This is a genomic window from Candidatus Pelagibacter sp. Uisw_121 (assembly GCF_047722545.1).
Lineage (GTDB): Bacteria > Pseudomonadota > Alphaproteobacteria > Pelagibacterales > Pelagibacteraceae > Pelagibacter.
The window spans coordinates 824,961-842,384 of the sequence record NZ_CP159816.1 but is presented as its reverse complement, the minus strand read 5'-3'; the positions used below and the strand labels follow the sequence as shown (position 1 = coordinate 842,384).

Annotated in this window: 23 protein-coding genes; 16 read left to right on the top strand and 7 right to left on the bottom strand. The window is 31.4% G+C overall.

Annotated features, from left to right (window positions below):
• Positions 1-3 precede the first annotated feature (3 nt).
• Entirely contained in the window at positions 4-1,050 is a 1,047-nt protein-coding gene (locus tag ABXT52_RS04565; protein WP_415271404.1) for a 5-(carboxyamino)imidazole ribonucleotide synthase, read from the bottom strand.
• Between the two features lie 9 nt (positions 1,051-1,059).
• Positions 1,060-1,551 carry a 5-(carboxyamino)imidazole ribonucleotide mutase gene (gene purE / locus ABXT52_RS04560; protein ID WP_415271403.1) on the bottom strand — a complete coding sequence of 164 codons (492 nt, stop codon included), beginning with the start codon at positions 1,549-1,551 and terminating at the stop codon, positions 1,060-1,062.
• Between the two features lie 114 nt (positions 1,552-1,665).
• Between purE and ABXT52_RS04555 the strand changes: the two genes are divergently transcribed.
• From ABXT52_RS04555 to ABXT52_RS04535, 5 genes are read left to right on the top strand one after another with little or no spacing between them, the layout of a single operon-like run.
• On the top strand, positions 1,666-2,637 hold the full coding sequence (locus ABXT52_RS04555; protein WP_415271402.1) for a membrane dipeptidase: 972 nt from the start codon (positions 1,666-1,668) through the stop codon (positions 2,635-2,637).
• Positions 2,634-2,825, top strand: coding sequence for a hypothetical protein (locus tag ABXT52_RS04550; RefSeq protein WP_415271401.1), 192 nt, complete (start codon positions 2,634-2,636; stop codon positions 2,823-2,825). The genes ABXT52_RS04555 and ABXT52_RS04550 overlap by 4 nt, the downstream gene beginning before the upstream one ends.
• Position 2,826: 1 nt before the next feature.
• The gene (locus tag ABXT52_RS04545; RefSeq protein WP_415271400.1) at positions 2,827-4,287 is read left to right on the top strand and encodes a hypothetical protein; all 1,461 of its coding nucleotides are present in this window, start codon (positions 2,827-2,829) and stop codon (positions 4,285-4,287) included.
• 5 nt (positions 4,288-4,292) lie between these two features.
• Positions 4,293-4,904 carry a DUF3726 domain-containing protein gene (locus ABXT52_RS04540; RefSeq protein WP_415271399.1) on the top strand — a complete coding sequence of 204 codons (612 nt, stop codon included), beginning with the start codon at positions 4,293-4,295 and terminating at the stop codon, positions 4,902-4,904.
• Entirely contained in the window at positions 4,897-5,067 is a 171-nt protein-coding gene (locus ABXT52_RS04535) for a hypothetical protein (RefSeq protein WP_168607359.1), read from the top strand. The genes ABXT52_RS04540 and ABXT52_RS04535 overlap by 8 nt, the downstream gene beginning before the upstream one ends.
• Here ABXT52_RS04535 and ABXT52_RS04530 read toward each other — a convergent pair.
• The 4 genes from ABXT52_RS04530 to ABXT52_RS04515 form a co-directional block, all read right to left on the bottom strand.
• The gene (locus ABXT52_RS04530; RefSeq protein ID WP_415271398.1) at positions 5,064-5,609 is read right to left on the bottom strand and encodes a hypothetical protein; all 546 of its coding nucleotides are present in this window, start codon (positions 5,607-5,609) and stop codon (positions 5,064-5,066) included. The genes ABXT52_RS04535 and ABXT52_RS04530 overlap by 4 nt on opposite strands.
• Positions 5,610-5,743: 134 nt before the next feature.
• Positions 5,744-6,307, bottom strand: coding sequence for a hypothetical protein (locus ABXT52_RS04525; RefSeq protein ID WP_415271397.1), 564 nt, complete (start codon positions 6,305-6,307; stop codon positions 5,744-5,746).
• Between the two features lie 294 nt (positions 6,308-6,601).
• Complete coding sequence (locus ABXT52_RS04520) at positions 6,602-7,960, bottom strand: glycine cleavage T C-terminal barrel domain-containing protein (protein WP_415271396.1); 1,359 nt, start codon at positions 7,958-7,960, stop codon at positions 6,602-6,604.
• Positions 7,953-8,681 (bottom strand): methylenetetrahydrofolate reductase, encoded by a 729-nt coding sequence (locus tag ABXT52_RS04515; RefSeq protein ID WP_415271395.1) that lies wholly within the window; start codon positions 8,679-8,681, stop codon positions 7,953-7,955. Before ABXT52_RS04515 ends, ABXT52_RS04520 begins: the two co-directional genes overlap by 8 nt.
• A gap of 100 nt (positions 8,682-8,781) precedes the next feature.
• On the opposite strand from ABXT52_RS04515, the gene ABXT52_RS04510 reads away from it, so the two are divergent.
• The 6 genes from ABXT52_RS04510 to ABXT52_RS04485 are packed head-to-tail and all read left to right on the top strand — an operon-like array spanning position 8,782 to position 11,938.
• On the top strand, positions 8,782-9,882 hold the full coding sequence (locus ABXT52_RS04510) for an aromatic ring-hydroxylating oxygenase subunit alpha (protein ID WP_415271394.1): 1,101 nt from the start codon (positions 8,782-8,784) through the stop codon (positions 9,880-9,882).
• A complete protein-coding gene (locus ABXT52_RS04505) occupies positions 9,839-9,976 on the top strand; it encodes an SRPBCC family protein (protein ID WP_415271393.1) in 138 nt (45 codons plus the stop codon). Before ABXT52_RS04510 ends, ABXT52_RS04505 begins: the two co-directional genes overlap by 44 nt.
• Position 9,977: 1 nt before the next feature.
• Positions 9,978-10,385, top strand: coding sequence for an AAA family ATPase (locus ABXT52_RS04500; RefSeq protein ID WP_415271392.1), 408 nt, complete (start codon positions 9,978-9,980; stop codon positions 10,383-10,385).
• Entirely contained in the window at positions 10,385-10,759 is a 375-nt protein-coding gene (locus ABXT52_RS04495) for a cytidyltransferase (RefSeq protein ID WP_415271391.1), read from the top strand. Before ABXT52_RS04500 ends, ABXT52_RS04495 begins: the two co-directional genes overlap by 1 nt.
• On the top strand, positions 10,743-11,528 hold the full coding sequence (locus tag ABXT52_RS04490; protein WP_415271390.1) for an enoyl-CoA hydratase: 786 nt from the start codon (positions 10,743-10,745) through the stop codon (positions 11,526-11,528). Before ABXT52_RS04495 ends, ABXT52_RS04490 begins: the two co-directional genes overlap by 17 nt.
• A complete protein-coding gene (locus tag ABXT52_RS04485) occupies positions 11,513-11,938 on the top strand; it encodes a CoA-binding protein (protein WP_415271389.1) in 426 nt (141 codons plus the stop codon). Before ABXT52_RS04490 ends, ABXT52_RS04485 begins: the two co-directional genes overlap by 16 nt.
• Positions 11,939-11,996: 58 nt before the next feature.
• Here the strand turns inward: ABXT52_RS04485 and ABXT52_RS04480 are convergent, their stop codons facing one another.
• The gene (locus tag ABXT52_RS04480; RefSeq protein ID WP_415271388.1) at positions 11,997-12,179 is read right to left on the bottom strand and encodes a hypothetical protein; all 183 of its coding nucleotides are present in this window, start codon (positions 12,177-12,179) and stop codon (positions 11,997-11,999) included.
• A gap of 34 nt (positions 12,180-12,213) precedes the next feature.
• Between ABXT52_RS04480 and ABXT52_RS04475 the strand changes: the two genes are divergently transcribed.
• From ABXT52_RS04475 to ABXT52_RS04455, 5 genes are read left to right on the top strand one after another with little or no spacing between them, the layout of a single operon-like run.
• Positions 12,214-12,783 (top strand): NAD(P)H-dependent oxidoreductase, encoded by a 570-nt coding sequence (locus ABXT52_RS04475; RefSeq protein WP_415271387.1) that lies wholly within the window; start codon positions 12,214-12,216, stop codon positions 12,781-12,783.
• Positions 12,755-13,228 (top strand): DUF4864 domain-containing protein, encoded by a 474-nt coding sequence (locus ABXT52_RS04470; protein WP_415271386.1) that lies wholly within the window; start codon positions 12,755-12,757, stop codon positions 13,226-13,228. The genes ABXT52_RS04475 and ABXT52_RS04470 overlap by 29 nt, the downstream gene beginning before the upstream one ends.
• 59 nt (positions 13,229-13,287) lie before the next feature.
• Positions 13,288-15,720 carry a GcvT family protein gene (locus ABXT52_RS04465; RefSeq protein WP_415271385.1) on the top strand — a complete coding sequence of 811 codons (2,433 nt, stop codon included), beginning with the start codon at positions 13,288-13,290 and terminating at the stop codon, positions 15,718-15,720.
• Entirely contained in the window at positions 15,720-16,469 is a 750-nt protein-coding gene (locus tag ABXT52_RS04460; RefSeq protein WP_415271384.1) for an electron transfer flavoprotein subunit beta/FixA family protein, read from the top strand. The genes ABXT52_RS04465 and ABXT52_RS04460 overlap by 1 nt, the downstream gene beginning before the upstream one ends.
• Entirely contained in the window at positions 16,469-17,422 is a 954-nt protein-coding gene (locus tag ABXT52_RS04455) for an electron transfer flavoprotein subunit alpha/FixB family protein (RefSeq protein ID WP_415271383.1), read from the top strand. Before ABXT52_RS04460 ends, ABXT52_RS04455 begins: the two co-directional genes overlap by 1 nt.
• The last annotated feature ends 2 nt before the right edge of the window (positions 17,423-17,424 follow it).

Sequence of the window (17,424 nt, the reverse complement as noted above, 5' to 3'; positions counted from 1 at the left end):
CATCTACTTAAGAAGGGTTGTTAGGTGTCCCATTTTTCTTTTTTGTTTAATTTCTTTCTTAAGATAATCAAAGAAAAATTCATTTTCATTATGTTTTTTATTTCTATAATTATTAATTTGGTCACCAATTATATTTGCCATCATTGCATTGGATATTTTTTTAAGAGGTATCTGTTCTAGCTTACAAACTGCTCTTACATGATTTTCAAATTGACTTACATTATATGCATTAATTGTTAAGTGCCCTGAGTTATGAACTCTTGGTGCTATTTCATTTACATAAAGATTATCATTTCTATCAATGAAAAATTCAACACATAAAGTTCCAATATATTTTAATTCTTCTGAAATTTGTGTTGCCCATAGTTTTGACTGTTCTAAAATTTTATCACTAATTTTTGCTGGGATTTTAGAATTTTTTAAAATTTGGTCTTCATGTACATTTTCAATGGGCTCATAAATTTCATATTTGTGATCACTAAATCGAGTAATAATTATTGAGATTTCTTTTTTTAATTTTACTAATTTTTCTAAAATATAACCTTTTGAATAATCAATATTAATTGTATCTAAATTTTCTAAGCTATTAATGGGATGTTGCCCCTTACCATCATATCCTAGTGTTGTGGTTTTAAGTATACCTGGCAATAAATCTTGAACTGATTCCATATCAGATTTTTTTTCAATAGATATATATTGGGTAGTTTTTATGTTTAAATTATTGATAAAATCTTTTTCTGCTAATCTATGTTGAATTATTCTATTTACAGAAGGTTTTGGTAAAACAGGTTTTATCCTATTAATTTCATTTAATGTTTCGTAAGGAATGTTTTCAAATTCATAAGTTACAACATCAACCTTATTCAAAAACTCATTAATCTTATTTTTATCATTATATTCACCGTGTACAAAATCATTAGAAAAATTTTGTGCTGGAGCATCAATATCGTCACAAAAAATAACTGTTTTAATTTCAAGTTTGTTTGCAGCAATAGCAAGCATACTACCTAACTGACCTCCACCTATAATTCCAAGAATTGGTTTAGACATATTTTAAAACTATTTTGGCTTTTTTTTAATAGATTTGCTTTGGCTTAAACGAAATTGGTTTAATTTTTTTTTGACAATCAAATCACTAAGACCGATAATAGATGCGGCTAATAAAGCAGCGTTAATTGCTCCATCTTCTCCAATTGCTAATGTTCCGACAGGTATTCCCTTTGGCATTTGAGCAATAGATAAAAGACTATCAAGACCTTTTAGCTTTTTACTTTCAATTGGAACCCCTAGTACTGGTAGAGATGTAAGAGCTGAAATCATTCCTGGTAAATGCGCAGATCCCCCTGCACCAGCGATAATTACTGCAATTCCATTCTTTTCAGCATTAATAGCAAATTCATACATCCTCTTAGGAGTTCTATGAGCTGATATAATTTTTGTTTCAAACTTTATGTTTAATTTTTTAAGAATTTTTTGGCAAAATACCATGGTTTTGTAGTCAGATTGACTACCCATAATAATTGATACTTTTTTTAATTTATTTTTAGCCATTTGTTGTAATTTTATTCTAACGTAAATTGTTATTTCAAATTAAGCCTAAAATTTCAATAAAATTAATAGAATTTATCAATCTTATTGATATTCTTTAAAACAAATAAGATCACAATGAATTTTAAAATTGATAATTTACAATATTGTAACTGGTCTAGAGAAATTTTTCAGATCAATAAACAAGCAGGACTGGATGCAATCCACGTAACTATTGTTTACCACGAAGATTTTGGTGAGCTAAAAACGGTATTAAAAAACTGGGAAAATTACTTTTCAGAAAATTCTGATTTAATTTTTCACGGTAAAAGTTTTAAAGATATTGAGAAAGCTAAATCTGAAAATAAAACTGCAGTTTTTTTTGGTTTTCAAAATTGCTCACCTATAGAAGACGATATTGGATTAGTTGAAAAAATTTACGATTTAGGATGCAGGTTTATGCAGCTTACCTATAACAATCAGTCCTTACTAGCGACAGGATGTTATGAAGCAATTGATAGTGGAGTTACTAATTTTGGTAGAGAGGTGATTAAAGAAATGAATAGACTAGGTCTTGTAATAGACATGTCTCATTCAGCAGAAAAAAGTACAATTGATGCAATTGAGATAAGTGAAAAACCAATTGCAATAACTCATGCTAACCCTTCATTTTGGCATCCAGCTAAGAGAAACAAATCAAACGAACTACTAAAAATTTTATCCAAACACAAAGGAATGCTGGGTCTCTCTTTATATCCCCATCACTTAAAAGCTGGAACAGATTGTTCTTTAGAAAGTTTTTGTGAAATGACAGCTAAGACTGCTGAGATTATGGGGGTTGAAAAAATAGGAATTGGTTCAGATCTTTGTCTAAACCAACCAGATACTATTGTTGAGTGGATGAGAAATGGTACTTGGACTAAAAGCAAAAATTATGGAGAAGGATCAAAAAATAAACCTGGCTTTCCAAAACAACCTGATTGGTTTTTAGATGCAAGAGGGTTTGAAAACTTAGAAGCAGGATTTAAAAAAGTTGGCTTTTCAGAAAGTGAAGTTAATGGAATTCTTGGAAACAACTGGTACAATTTTTATAAAGAAATGAACCAATGAATATCTCATTAAGAGACCCCAATGTAGTAATGAAATTATCAAGACTAGGGTCATTTCATCAATCTAAACTTTCATTTTTAAGAAGTTTTTTAAAAGAGTTTAAAGATTGGGATTATAAAAGAGATTTATTTGAATTAAATGAACATGGTTATGGCACAGCAGTTTATTCATTTAAGAAAAAAAAATAGAGTGTATTCATTAATATGTTTTGCAAATAAATTGGATGAAAATGAAAGATCAGATAGAGTTATAGCTACTAAATGGGATGCAGCCTTTACGCTTTTTGATGGCGTTCCAAAAAAACAAGATATTGAAAGATTAAAAAACGAAGTACCAAAACAAGAGTTTGGCAGGCTTTCCTATAAAGAGTTAACGCTTTCAAGAGCCAATAAATCAGTTAGAGTTTTCAATCATGTAGTTGAATGCTTAAGTGAAGGTAAACAGCCTGATAATGACTTAATAACTAGTGTTGGTTATTTATATAGAACAACTGCAGTTTACGGGTCAGGTAAATTTGGTTTAGCAGATAGGTTTAGAATTAAAGATAGAGAAGAAATATATGGGCCTTTTAGATTGGAAATGATGTTGGTTTATTTAGTTAGGCAATTTACCTTTGATCAGGTTAATCACGTTGCAAAAAACAAGAACCCAAAAAAAGCTGTAAGTCTTGATATAAATATTTGTAAAAGCTTAGGAATAGGAAACTCTACAGGCCTTGGAATGGCTCCATTTATTGTTAACCATCCAACTCTTTTAAATAATTGGATTTCAGCAAGAGAGATTTCTTTAAAAAAGATAAGAGAGATAAAAACAATATCAGAGAAAGATAAAAACTTATTTTTAGAATGTTTAAAAAAATCGATAAAAAATATCACTTCTTGGAATACTGAAAGCGAATATCAAATAAATAAAATTAAATCTTTATTAAAAGATCTTAATGAATTTATTGTCTACTTAGATAATGATTTTAATTTTGAGCAAGATTATGCTTTTAATGAATTATATCTCCATTTAGAAAAAGAATATTGTGAAGAATGTATTGAATATGTCGTCTCAATGATGATGGAACCTTATGACGATATAACGTCTCCGTTAATTAAAGAAATGAGCTCTGAAGAAGAAAAATATTTTAATATTCCAACTGAGCGAACGGTAGAAGACTTAAAGCTGATCTTAGAAAAAAAATACCCCGATATCTTAACTATAGATTTTACTAAAGATGAAAATAATTTAAATTTTTGGTTTATTTCAAAAAATAAAGAAGAACCAAGACTAGCAAATAGATTTGATGAAGTGGGTGCTGAGTTAGAGCAACCTCTAGCAATTGCAAGAGACATTAAAAAACTTTATGAATTGTTATTGGTAACTAAAAATAGCTGGTCAATAGCTAAATTTTTATCAACTAATAATGAATTAAGACACGTTGTTAGAAGGGCATTTATAGTAGAGAAATTTCCTTATTCTGAAATACAAGATAATACCATTGGCCAAAAAATAATGCCTATTGATATGCTGAGATTAAAGTTATCATTTTTTGGAGCATTAAAATTTGATCCACGTTCTGATAAATGGTTAAGAATATGTATGTTTCAAGGAGCACCCTTACCAGAGCAATTAAAAAACTATGATGAACATTGGGTTTATAATTAATCAACATGAGATCATTAAGTGAAATAGACACAGTTTCTAAAAGATCGAGTAGGGCTGCTGGATATTCATGGGGGATTGCAGAAGAGATTGGAAAAAATATAAGGCTACTTGAGATTTTTAGCTTACCTGGAATTAAAAACTTAAATAGTTTTTTTAAGAAAAAAAAAAAATTAAGATTAGATAATATCAGTATCATAAAGCAAGACAATGAGGCCAATAAAAATGAATATTGCCCAATAATTGCAGGAGTAAATTTTTTAGATCAGATTAAAACTTTAGAAACTTTAAATGAGATAACGTTTAAAAAAGTCTCATATCCATTACTTTTCTTACCATTTGTAAGTAGGGCGGCAGAGGTGATTGGTAAAAGAATATTCTTAAAAATAGATGATAGGGAATTTTTGTTAAACTTTAATAACAATATTTATTCTAATTACACTAAAAACGAAATCATCGAAACTGCTGAAAATATTTACTTAAAAGTTTTAGAAAACAGAGACTCGTTTGAAGAAAAAGAATGGAATGAATTATATAAGCTTTCAGAAGAAACGTTTGTTGAAGAAAATGAAAGCCTAAAACAAGGTGGAGCGGGGGCTGGTCTTACTGATAATGACTAAAGACTTTGATGATCAAACAAATAATGATGAAGAAGTTCTTCAATTAGATAATTTTTGTGAAGAGTGTAAAAAAGAAGACCCGAGTGTTTCTCAAAATTTAATTTTAACAGGATTTAAAACCTGTAATTCTTGTAAACTTTCAAAAACTATATTTCCGATTTAACTAATATTATTAATAGGTAAAGCATTCATTTTGCTCATTACAAACGATATTGAAAGAAAAGCAATTATTAAAAAAGCTAAAAAGACTATTCCAAATGATTTAAAATTAGACTTTAGATTTAAAACTTGTTTTGTTGAAATGATTAATCCTGCAAATATCCAAAACTGAGTTAAAAATATTATTGGGATCATTAAATCTGGTGTTACAGCAAAAAATCTTAAAAGCCCTGGTGCATGAGCAAACCCTACCGCAGTTAAAACTTTTTTAAATGGAACTTTAGTTTCTTTGTCTGGAAATAATTTTACACCGATCACATAAATAAATAGTCCCCATACAAACCAAGTAAGAATGGCAGTTAAGCCAGACATTGCAACAGCAGTTTTAATAACAGTGTTTGCAGCAACAGCTCCGGCTAAGCCATCTAATATCATGATAAGGCCTGCAAAATATATTGCAGCTTCACCAAAGTTCCTATTATCTTTGTAAAGAGTTTTATCTAATTTAATAGATCTAACAATTATATTTAAAAATTGACCAAACATTATTTATTTTTTCTATTCTTTTGAGCTTTGTAAGAAACAAATAGTGGAAAGATTATTAAAGCAATTACTATTATTATGCAAACTACTATTATCAATGTTTTTGTCATTTTAAATTCAAACAAGCCTATTGAAAGCTAAAATTTATATCCAAACTCAGCTACAAGATAATTTCTATTTTGTGCCACATTATTTTTAAAAAAACCTTTACCACTATTATCAACATATTTGATAGCAAGGTCTGTTTTTTTGTTTATATCTAAAGTTGTCTTAATAACACGACTGCGTCTAAAATTACTTCCATCAACTTGACCAATTTTAAGATGAATAGGAAAGGCACCTAAGAAAAAAAGATTTTTTTTTATAAGCCTAACGTCTGTTACTTTATCGCCATATATATATCCAGTTGCAACAATTTTTGAACCATTGCTAGTTTCTTCTCTATGATCATATTCAAAAAATAAATCTTTATGAAATTTGGCTTGAAATATGAATCCTAAATGAGAATTGTCATTTTGTGTGGATACATTTTTATCGTGGTGGGTAATTTTTGCATATGGTATTAATGCAAGATTTTTTTTTTTAATTATCAAGCCTAGTCTTTGATTGAATTCAAAATTCTGCTCTGTTCCATCGTTAACTGTATCATCATAATTAATGATGTTATTTACACTGCGAATGGCAAAATTTTTATTAAGCAAATATGTAAAATGTAAATCAAGTACCAAACCTGGTCTAGTATTGTTATAATTACTTCCTAAATCATCGATTAATGTTGTAAAATATCTAATTTTACCCTCAGGATAAAATCTTTTAGTTTCTGCATGTAGTGTTGAAGAAAAAAAAAAGGATTATAAGGAAAATTAAAATTTTTTTATAAGCATACATTAATAAGGAATATAAATTTTATTTACTAATAAATATACAGTTATTAGAAAAAATTTATTGAAATTTATAATAGAGAGGGGAATTTACCCCTCTCTATAAAAATTGATTTAACCTTTAACGACTTCTCTAGTGTTTGCGTTATAAGATTCTGTAAATGGAATATCCACTACCACAGCATCAACAGGTGTTCCTGGTATGTCTGAATATTTAGCAGGTAAGTGAACTTTGTACTTAGTTCCAACTTTACCTTTTGGGAAACCATTAGCATTTAATGTTCCCTCAAATGGTACATATCCCATTGCTATATTTTGACCTTTTTCAGGGTGATACCAAGGTGATGTAATAAATCCTACAGGATCTCCACCACTCTCAGGTGACACTAACCAAAAGTCAGGAGCATATTCTTCAATTGGTTTTCCACCCAACTCAAGACCTACTAACTGAAGTTTATAAGGTTTTTTTCCATCCTTAAGCTCTGCGCCCATTTTCTCTAGTGCAGCTTTACCAACATAGTCAGCTTTTTTATTCCACTCACCTTTACCAGATAGTGATACTTGGTAACCAAGGTTACACTGGAAAGGATTGTGTTGTTGATCCATGTCTTGTCCCCAAGAAAGAATTCCAGCTTGAATTCTTCTATGGTGAGCAGGAGCGATAACCATTAGGCTATGTTTTTTGCCTGCAGCAAGAACAGCATTCCACATATCATCAGCATATTTAGTTGCTTCTCTTAAGTATATTTCATATCCAGCTTCACCTGAGAAACCAGACTGTGAAATCACACAACTTCTGCCGCCAACTTTAACTTCAGCTAAACCGTAGAAAGGCATATTGTCAAAATCAACTTGATCTCCACAAAGGTCTTTCATTAAAGCTTTTGATTTAGGACCTTGAATTTGCACTGGGCAAACATCAATTTCTTCAATTGTACAATCAAATCTTCCATCAGCGTTAACACCTTGAAGATACATTCCAATATCAGAGTCTGATAGTGAGAACCAAAATTCATCTTTTGAAATTCTAAGAAGAATAGGATCATTTAAAACTCCACCATAAGCATTACATAAAATTACATATCGTGCTCTCATTGGTGAGATTTTAGTTGCATCTCTAGTTATAACGTAGTCAGTAAACTTTTCTGCATCAGGACCTTTAACTCTAATTTGTCTTTCAACAGCAACGTTCCACATTGTAACATGATTTTTAATTGCTTCATATTCAACCATCGCTCCACCATCTTCAGGTTTTACATAACCTCTTGGGTGGTAAATACGATTGTAAACAGTTGCTCTCCAACAACCAGCTTCCATTGATAGATGCCAGTATGGAGATTTTCTTACTCTTGTTGAAATTAACATTTCAACTTTTGTAGGTCCACTTTGTCTTAAGTTATATGGTACTTCACGATCTGATTGATCAACTGAAGTCACATGATTTAGTTTAGTATAGTCAAATTCATTAGACATAACCGTTCTCCTTCAACCACTTGTTAGTTTCCTTCAAGCCGCCGAATGTATAAATGTGGAAGTTGCCAGTAAACTCTTTCACTTTCCCAATTAATTCATTAGGGTCTTTAGGTTTCAATAAATCTAATGCCTTACTAAAATTAGACTTAAGAAAATTTATAGAATTTTTCGCCCCGACAATATTAGCAAATTTAATCAAGCTAGTTATTTTCATTGGCCCAGTAATTCCTACATGCACTGGTACTGACTGCTTAGAAATGAAATCTACGATAGGTTGACTCTCTAATAACCACTGGGTTACTATATAGTCGGCGTAAGGTTTTTTATCTATCATAGCCTTTTCTAATTCTTTATCAGAAATATCCTGACTTCCCTCTGGATGTCCTGCTATTCCTATTTTAATTCCATCAAAAAATCCTGTTTCTAAAATTTGAATTGAACTATCAAATTTTCCAACTGGCTCTCTACTTCCTCCAATAACTAAAGCTTGTTTAGCACCCACATCTTTACATCTTGCAATGTAATCTTTAAGTTGATCATCATTAGTAATTGATCTTGCTGGAAAATGCGGAACTGGATTAAATCCTTTTTTAACTAACGCAGCTGTTTGGTTGGCTGTGTCTTTATAATCTCCTCCTGGGAGCATAGTTACATAAACATCCTTAACAGGAGGCAGTGTATCAAGATCTGTTTGAGGTCCAACCTCAAGTGAAAAATTCATTTTCCCGATGATTATCTTTTTTGTAAATGCTGTCAAAGAAATTCATCTTGTGGATAAAAATAATTGTTGCCAAAAATTGTGCTGGTGATAATTTTTTTTAATGTCTGAAAATCTTAAAATTCTTGAACTTTCAAAGATCTTGGATTTGGATAAAATTAGAGTGGTTGGGAACCCCATCGAGAAAGCCCATGGCTTACCAAACGAGTGCTACACTAGCTCTGACTATCTAAGAATTGAAAGAGAGAGGATTTTCATGGATAAATGGACAGTAATTGGCGTTGGAAGTTCTGTGCCAATTATAGGAGATGCTCAACCTTATAATTTACTAGGTATTCCTCTTATTATTCTAAGAGATAAAGAGAAAAAAATAAGAGTATTTCATAATGTTTGCAGCCATAGAGGCTTCAAGCTTTTAGATAAGCCTTGTGCTTTAAAAAATGTCTTAAGATGTCCATATCACTCCTGGTCCTACGATTTTGATGGAAAGTTGGTAGCGACACCCCATATAGGAGGTCTGAATGTTCATGAGACAGAAAATTTCGATAAATCATCAAGTAATTTGAAGGAAGTTAGAACCAAAGTTTGGATGGACATAATATTTATCAATATAAATGGTAATGAATTAGAGTTTGACGAATATATCAAGCCTCTTGAAGAAAGATGGTCAAAATTCATATCTAAGGAAGATCAAAAATTACTTAAACACTCAAAAGATCATGGGTATTTCAGTCTTGATGTTAAATGTAATTGGAAGTTTGCAATAGAAAATTACTGTGAAAGTTATCATTTGCCTTGGATTCATCCTGAATTAAATAAAGTTTCAAATATTAGTGACCATTATCACATTCAAGGTTTACCAAATAGATTTGCTGGCCAAGGTACAAATAAATACGACCAACCAGTAAAAGGTAATCAAAGTTTTAATAATTTTCCAAATTGGCCTAAAGACTTATCCAAAAAAGCTGAATATATTGCTTTATTTCCAAACGTAATGATCGGTCTTCATGTAGACCATTTTTATGTTTTTTGGTTAGAACCAAAGTCTATTAGTGAGACTAAAGAGCATTTAATAATGTATTATGTGGGTGATGACAGTGCAAATGGATCTGAGTTTACTGAGATGAGAAAAAAAAAATGCAGAATTTTGGAAAGAAGTTATGTCAGAAGATATAAAAGCCATAGAGGGCATGCAGGAAGGTAGAAATTCACCAGCATATAACGGTGGAAATTTTTCACCAATAATGGATAACCCTACACATGAATTTCATAAATGGGTTGCAACAAACTTAGTTTAAAATGAAAATAATATTAATTATGGGTCTTCCAGGATCTGGCAAAACAACATTAGCAAATGAACTTGCTCCATCACTAAATGCTAAAAGACTTAATGCTGATGAAGTTAGAAAAGAAGCTAATGATTGGGACTTTTCAGAAGAAGGTAGAATAAGACAAGCCAAAAGAATGGCAGATTTTGCAAAAAAATTAAAAGGTGATGGAAATTATGTTATCGCAGACTTTGTTTGCCCAACGCCAGAGGCGAGAAATTTGTTTCCAGCAGATTATATTGTTTGGGTAAATACAATAAAAGAGGGACGTTTTGATGATACTAATAAAATGTTTGTAAAGCCTGAAAAATTTGATTGTCAGGTTACAACTCAAGATGCTAAACATTGGGCACCAATAATAGTAAAGGAGATAAAATAATGGCTTACGAATGGGATAATAAAAAACCAACAGCACAAATGCTTGGCAGATGGCAACCATTTCATGATGGTCACTATGCTTTATTTCAAGAAATAATTAAAAAAACGGGTCAAGTTTGTATTCAAATAAGAGATGTTCAAGGTGTTGATGATAACCCATTTGATTTTGACACAGTTAAAAAAAATATTGAAGAAAAGTTAAATCCAGAATTTGAAGGAAAATTTAAAGTAATGATGGTTCCTAATATTACTAATATTTGTTACGGAAGAGGAGTTGGTTATAAAATAGAAGAAGTTGTTTTATCAGAGGAAATTCAAAAAATCTCAGCAACAAAAATCAGAGCTAAAATGAGAGAAGATGGCAAACTTAAGTAATATTAAAGTCAAACTTTTAAATAAAGATATTGCTTCAATCATCATTAATGAGCCAAAAACATATAACGCACTTTCATTTAAAAATTTAGAAGATTTAATTAAAGCTTTTAAAAAATTAGATGAAGACAAAAATATTAAGGTAATTATTATTGAAGGGTCTGGAAAAGGTTTTAGTGCAGGTCACAATTTAAAAGAAGTAAGCGGATTAAAGAAAAGAGAAAAATATCAAAAACTTTTTAATCTTTGCTCAAAGTTAATGCTTCAGATAGTTGAAGGAAAAAAACCAGTCATCGCAAAAGTTCATGGGGCAGCATTTGCAGCAGGCTGCCAATTGGTTGCAAGTTGTGATTTAGCTTATAGTTCTAAAGATGCAATTTTTGCAACACCAGGAGTTAACATAGGATTATTTTGTAGTACACCAATGGTTGCTGTTAGTAGAAAAATTAATAGAAAAAGTATGATGCAGATGTTATTAACTGGTGAACCTATTAAAGCAAATTATGCAAAAGAAATTGGATTAATTAATAATCAATTTCCTAAATCAAAATTAAATAATGAAGTTTTAAAAATTGCTAAAACTATTGCTTCAAAATCAAGTTTTACAATTAAAATTGGAAAACAAACTTTTTATAATCAATTGGAAATGCCATTAAGAAAAGCTTACGTGTATACTAGTAAAATGATGACCAAAAATATGATGGCAATGGATGCTAAGGAGGGTATTTTGGCATTTTTAGAAAAAAGAAAACCTAAATGGAAAAACAAATAATCGACGATAAAATTAAAGAACTATTTATTAGCTCAAGAGTTATAGCTTTAGTAGGAGCAAGTAAAAAAAAGGAAAAAGATTCAAATATAGTAATGAAATTCTTACAAAAATCTGGTTACAAAGTTATACCTGTTAACCCAACATGTATAAATGATACCATACATGGAGAAAGAGTTTATGGAACTCTTTTGGATATAAAAGAAAAAGTAGACATAGTTGATGTTTTTAGACCAAGTGAGGAGACCATAGATATAGCTAATCAAACTAAAGAAATTGGAGCACATGTTTTGTGGCTACAACTTAATATTGAAAATGATAAAGCTAAAGAAATAGCCATAAAAAATAAAATTTATTATATTGCTAATAAATGTACTAAAATCGAATTTCAAAAATTATTTGGAATAATTTAGAAAATATTTTTATTAAATTAATAATTAATATTTTGAGGGGAAACCTAGTTTTACAGTGTTAGTTTTTAACAACCCATGCACGATGATAAAAATCATCTATATTTTTTTGAATTAACCCTTTGGCAATTTGAGTAGCTTCTCTCTCTTCAAAAGGGCCATGTTTTTTTTCAGTATTCTTTAGTATTGTTTCAATCTCATTTGGGTTGGTATGTTTACCTTCAATTACATAAAAATTTTTCATGGCTTTCTTATAGAACTAGTTTAAAAATACACAAATGAAAAAAATATTTCTTTTATATGGTCACTATAACGAAAAATCCTTTAACGCTGCGATTAGAGATACGTTTATAGAAACAGTTGAAGCAAACGGTCATTTAGTTGATTGTGTAGACCTATATAAGGAAAAATTTAACCCTGTTTTTGCTGGTGAGCAAGCCGGTGAAGATGTTCTAGATCATCGTAGACGAATTGAAAAATGTGATACAATTGTGTTAATTGCACCTATTTGGAACTTTAGAATGCCAGCAATTGTAGAGGGATGGATAGATAAAGTTTTATCACCACCATGGGCCTATACATTTAAAAAATTAGTTGGAAACTATGGCTATCCAATGGGAAACTTAAAAGACAAAAAAGCTATAATTTTTTGTACCTATGGATCTCCAAGACTGGCTGTAACAACTTTCTTTTTAAACCTGCCTATAAGAAGATTAAAAAGAGGGGTCTTTCACATGTGTGGTATTTATAATATTGTGTACAGAAGATATTTTGCTGTACCGTTTGTAAGTGATAAAAAAAGAGAACAATTTTTAGAAGATGTTAGAACCACTGCACAAAATATATAAAGTAATTTTAATTACTTTATTTTTAACATCTCCATCATTTGCTGAATTAGTTAAGCCTAATAATGAGATTGAACCTTATCAAGTTGTCAAAATTCAATTAAGAAGTTTAAAACAGAATGATAATCCAAAAAAAGATAATGGAATTGAGCAGGCTTGGGAATTTGCACACCCAAATAATCAAAAAAATACAGGTCCTTTAGATCGATTTAAAACGATGATAAAAGGAAAATCTTATGTGATGCTTCTTAATCACTTGGATCATAAGGTTGTGGCGATAAAATCTGATGATTTAACTGCTCTTTTTGAAGTGACAGTCCTTGATAATGATAAGGTCTACTATAAATTTAAGTGGACAGTTGAAAAATATATAAAAGAGGGTCCTCTTAAGGACTGCTGGCTGACCACAATGGTCTCCGCACCAATGCCTCTTGGATCTTCAGTTTAAGTTAACAACTAAACGATTTTTGTTTCGTTAATAATAAAAAAATAGTAGGAATCGGACTAATGAAATCTAAAGCTAAAGTTGTTGTAGTTGGTGGTGGTGTAGTAGGAGTTAGTGCACTTTATCACTTAGCAAAAAAAGGTTTATCTGATGTTGTTCTTGTCGAGAGAAAAGAATTAACTTCAGGATCAACTTGGCACGCAGCAGGTCTGCTTCCATTATTTAATATGAGTTATTCAGTTGGACAACTTCATAAGTATGCGGTTGATTTGTATAAAAAATTAGAAGAAGAGACCGGACAGAATGTTGGCTTTAGTGTTGTCTCAAATATTCGTTTAGCAAGCACTAAAGATAGAATGGATGAGTACCACCAATATGCAGGTGTTGCACAAACTATAGGTGTTGATGTAAAATTTTTAACACCAGATCAAGTTAAAGAAATTTGGCCTTTGTGTAATACTTCAGATTTACTTGGGGCGATACAACATCCTGAAGATGGATATATTCAACCTGCAGACTTAACACAAGCAATGGCCACAGGTGCAAGAAACATGGGTGCAGAGATTTATAGAAATACAGCTGTAGTAGGAATTAAACAGACTAAAGATGGATGGATTGTTGAAACTGATAAAGGAGCTATTGAATGTGAACATGTAATTTCTTGTTCAGGAAATTTTGCAAGACAAACTGGAAAAATGGTTGGTTTAGATATTCCAGTTATTCCAGTTGAACATCAATATATTGTTACAGAAGCACACCCAGATATTTTAAAAAGAAAAAAAGAAGGCTTACCAGAGATGGGAGTTTTAAGAGATAGCGATAGTAGATGGTATATGAGAGAAGAAGCAGGTGGTTTAATTTTAGGACCTTATGAAGATGGTGCTCCAGCTTGTTATGTAGACGGCCCATCAAAAGATTCTGAGTACGAATTATTCCAAGAAGATCTTGATAGACTTGCCCCACACATAGAAGGCGCAATTCATCGTGTTCCAGCCTTTGGCGAAGTGGGTGTAAAAAAAGTTTATAACGGAGCAATTTGTTACACACCTGATGGAAACCCAATTGTAGGTCCAGCGTGGGGACTTAAAAATTTTTGGATAAATGAAGGGCATAGTTTTGGTATTACCGCAGCAGGTGGTGCTGGTTGGCAACTTGCAGAATGGATTGTAGATGGAGAACCAACAATTGATATGCTTGGTGTTGAGCCTAGAAGGTTTGGTGACTATGCAACAAAATCTTATTTAAAAGAAAAAAATGAAGAAGCTTACAACCACGTGTTTAAAGTTCATTATCCAGACGAAGAAAGAGGTGCTGCTAGAGAATTAAGAACATCACCTTGTTATGATAGAATGAAAGCATTAGGTGCTGTTTTTGGTCAAAAATTTGGTTGGGAGAGACCTAATTTTTTTGCAGTAGATGGAATGGAGCAAAAAGATGATTGGTCTTTTAGAAGATCCAAGTGGTTTGAAGCAATAAAAAAAGAATGTAAAAATGTAAAAGAAAATGTGGGTCTTTTAGATATGACTGCATTTGCAAAATGTAGAATTAAAGGTCCTGGTGCGGAAGAATTTTTAGATTATTTAGTAGCAAACAAACTTCCAAAAAAAATAGGAAGAATTGGTTTATGTCACGCCCTTAATACAAAAGGAGGAGTGCACTCTGAATTTACTATAATGAGAGAAGCCCCAGATAGTTTCTATTTAGTTTCTGCAGGAGCAAATCAAAGATTAGACCATGATTGGATTCAAAAATGGATGCCAAATGATGGGACAGTTCAATTTGAAAATCTAACAAATAGTATGGGTGTGCTAGTTGTGTCTGGTCCAAAGGCTAGAGAATTAATGACAAGGGTTTCTAGTGATGATTTTTCTGGTGAAAACTTTAAATGGTTGAGTGCTAAAAATGTAAATGTTGGAAATGCACCAGTGAATGCTATGAGAGTAAACTTTGTCGGTGAATTAGGTTGGGAGCTTCATCATCCAATTGAATACCAAAACCATATATTTGATAAATTAATGGAAGCTGGAAAAGATTTAGGTATTAAGCCTTATGGGATTAGAGCGATGAATAGTTTAAGACTTGAAAAATCTTATAAACTTGTTGGGACAGAATTATCAATTGAATATTCACCTTACGAGTCTGGACTAGATAGATTTATACATCCAAATAAAGGAAACTTTATTGGCTTAGAAGCACTTAATAAATGGAGAGAAAAAGGTTTTAAAAATAAACTGGTTACTATGGAAATTCACAATGTTGAAGATGCGGATGTTCTAGGAAACAATCCAATTTATCAAAACGACAAAGTTGTTGGACGTGCAACAGGAGGTGATTTTGGATTTAGACTAGATAAATCGATTGCATTAGGAATGGTGAACCCAAATGTTGCGACAACTGGTCAAAAATTGAAAATTGATATTTTAGGAAAAATGTACGATGCTACTATATTGGATGAGAGTCCTTACGATCCAGAAAATAATTTATTGAGAGCATAATGAAAATATTAGTCGCAGTTAAAAGAGTAATTGATTACAACGTTCAAGTCAGAGTTAAAGAGGATGGAACTGGTGTTGTCACTGATAACGTAAAAATGTCCAGCAATCCACCTGATGATAATGCGATTGAGGAAGCTGTAAAAATTAAGGAAGCAGGTAAGGCAACAGAGATTATTGCAATTACAGTGGGTGAGGAAAAATCACAAGAAACAGTTAGAAAAGCTTTAGCTGTTGGTGCTGATAGAGGAATTTTAATCAAAACTGAGGGAACAGTTGAACCATTAGCTGTAGCAAAAGCACTGCAAAAAATTGTTGAAAAAGAAAAACCAGATCTAGTTTTCATGGGTAAACAAGCAATTGATGATGATTGCAATCAAACAGGTCAAATGTTAAGTGCTTTACTGAATTGGCCTCAAGCAACATTTGCATCAAAAATTGAAATAAAAGACAAAACTTTAGAAGTAACAAGAGAAATTGATGAAGGATTAGAAACAATTGAAGTTAATCTTCCAGCTATTGTGACGTGTGATTTAAGATTAAATGAGCCACGTTATGCTTCACTACCAAATATTATGAAATCTAAAAAAAAACCTTTAGAAATTTTAACAACTTCTGACTTAGGAGTTGATACCACACCTAGAGTTCAACAAATTAAAGTAGAAGAACCACCAAAAAGAAAAGCAGGAATTAAAGTTGCAAGCGTTGCTGAATTAGTTAGCAAACTTAAAAATGAGGCAAAGGTAATATAATGTCAGTTCTATTAATAGCAGAACATAATAATAAAGAAGTTAGACCTTTTACATTAAATGCAATTACTGCAGCATCACAAATGGATGGAGATGTACATGTCCTATTAATTGGAAATAATTGTGGAGATGTTGCTAAATCATTATCTGAAATGCCAGCTGTTAAAAAAGTATTACATGCTCAAGCTCCTCACTATGAAAACTACTTAGCAGAAAACTTTGCACCATTAGTTGTAAAAGCTTCAGAAAATTATTCTCATATTATTAGTTCTGCAAATACATTTGGTAAAAATTTGATGCCAAGAATAGCAGCACACTTAGATATATCTCAAGTAAGTGACATTACTAAAGTGATATCAGCTGATACATTTATAAGACCTATTTATGCGGGTAATGCATTTGCTACAGTAAAAAGTACAGATGCTAAAAAATGTGTAACAATTAGACCAACATCTTTTGAGCCTTGTGAAACTTCTGGTGGATCCGCACCAATAGAAAAAATTGATGCTACTGAAGAATTTACACTTTCAAAATTTATTAAAAGAGAAGAAGTTAAGTCAGACAGACCTGAGCTTGGCACTGCTAGAATTGTAGTTTCTGGTGGAAGAGGAATGCAAAATGGAGAAAATTTTAAATTAATAACTGATATTGCAGATAAGCTTAATGCTGCAATTGGAGCATCACGTGCTGCGGTTGATGCAGGCTATATTAGCAATGAACATCAAGTTGGTCAAACTGGCAAAGTTGTTGTACCAGATTTGTATATTGCAGTTGGAATTTCTGGTGCAATTCAGCATTTAGCTGGAATGAAAGAAAGTAAAATTATTGTTGCTATAAACAAAGATGGTGAAGCGCCAATATTTAGTGTCGCAGATTATGGTTTAGAAGCTGATTTATTTGAGGCGTTACCTCAATTCTTAGAAGAATTGAATAAATTAAATAGTATACAAAAATAATC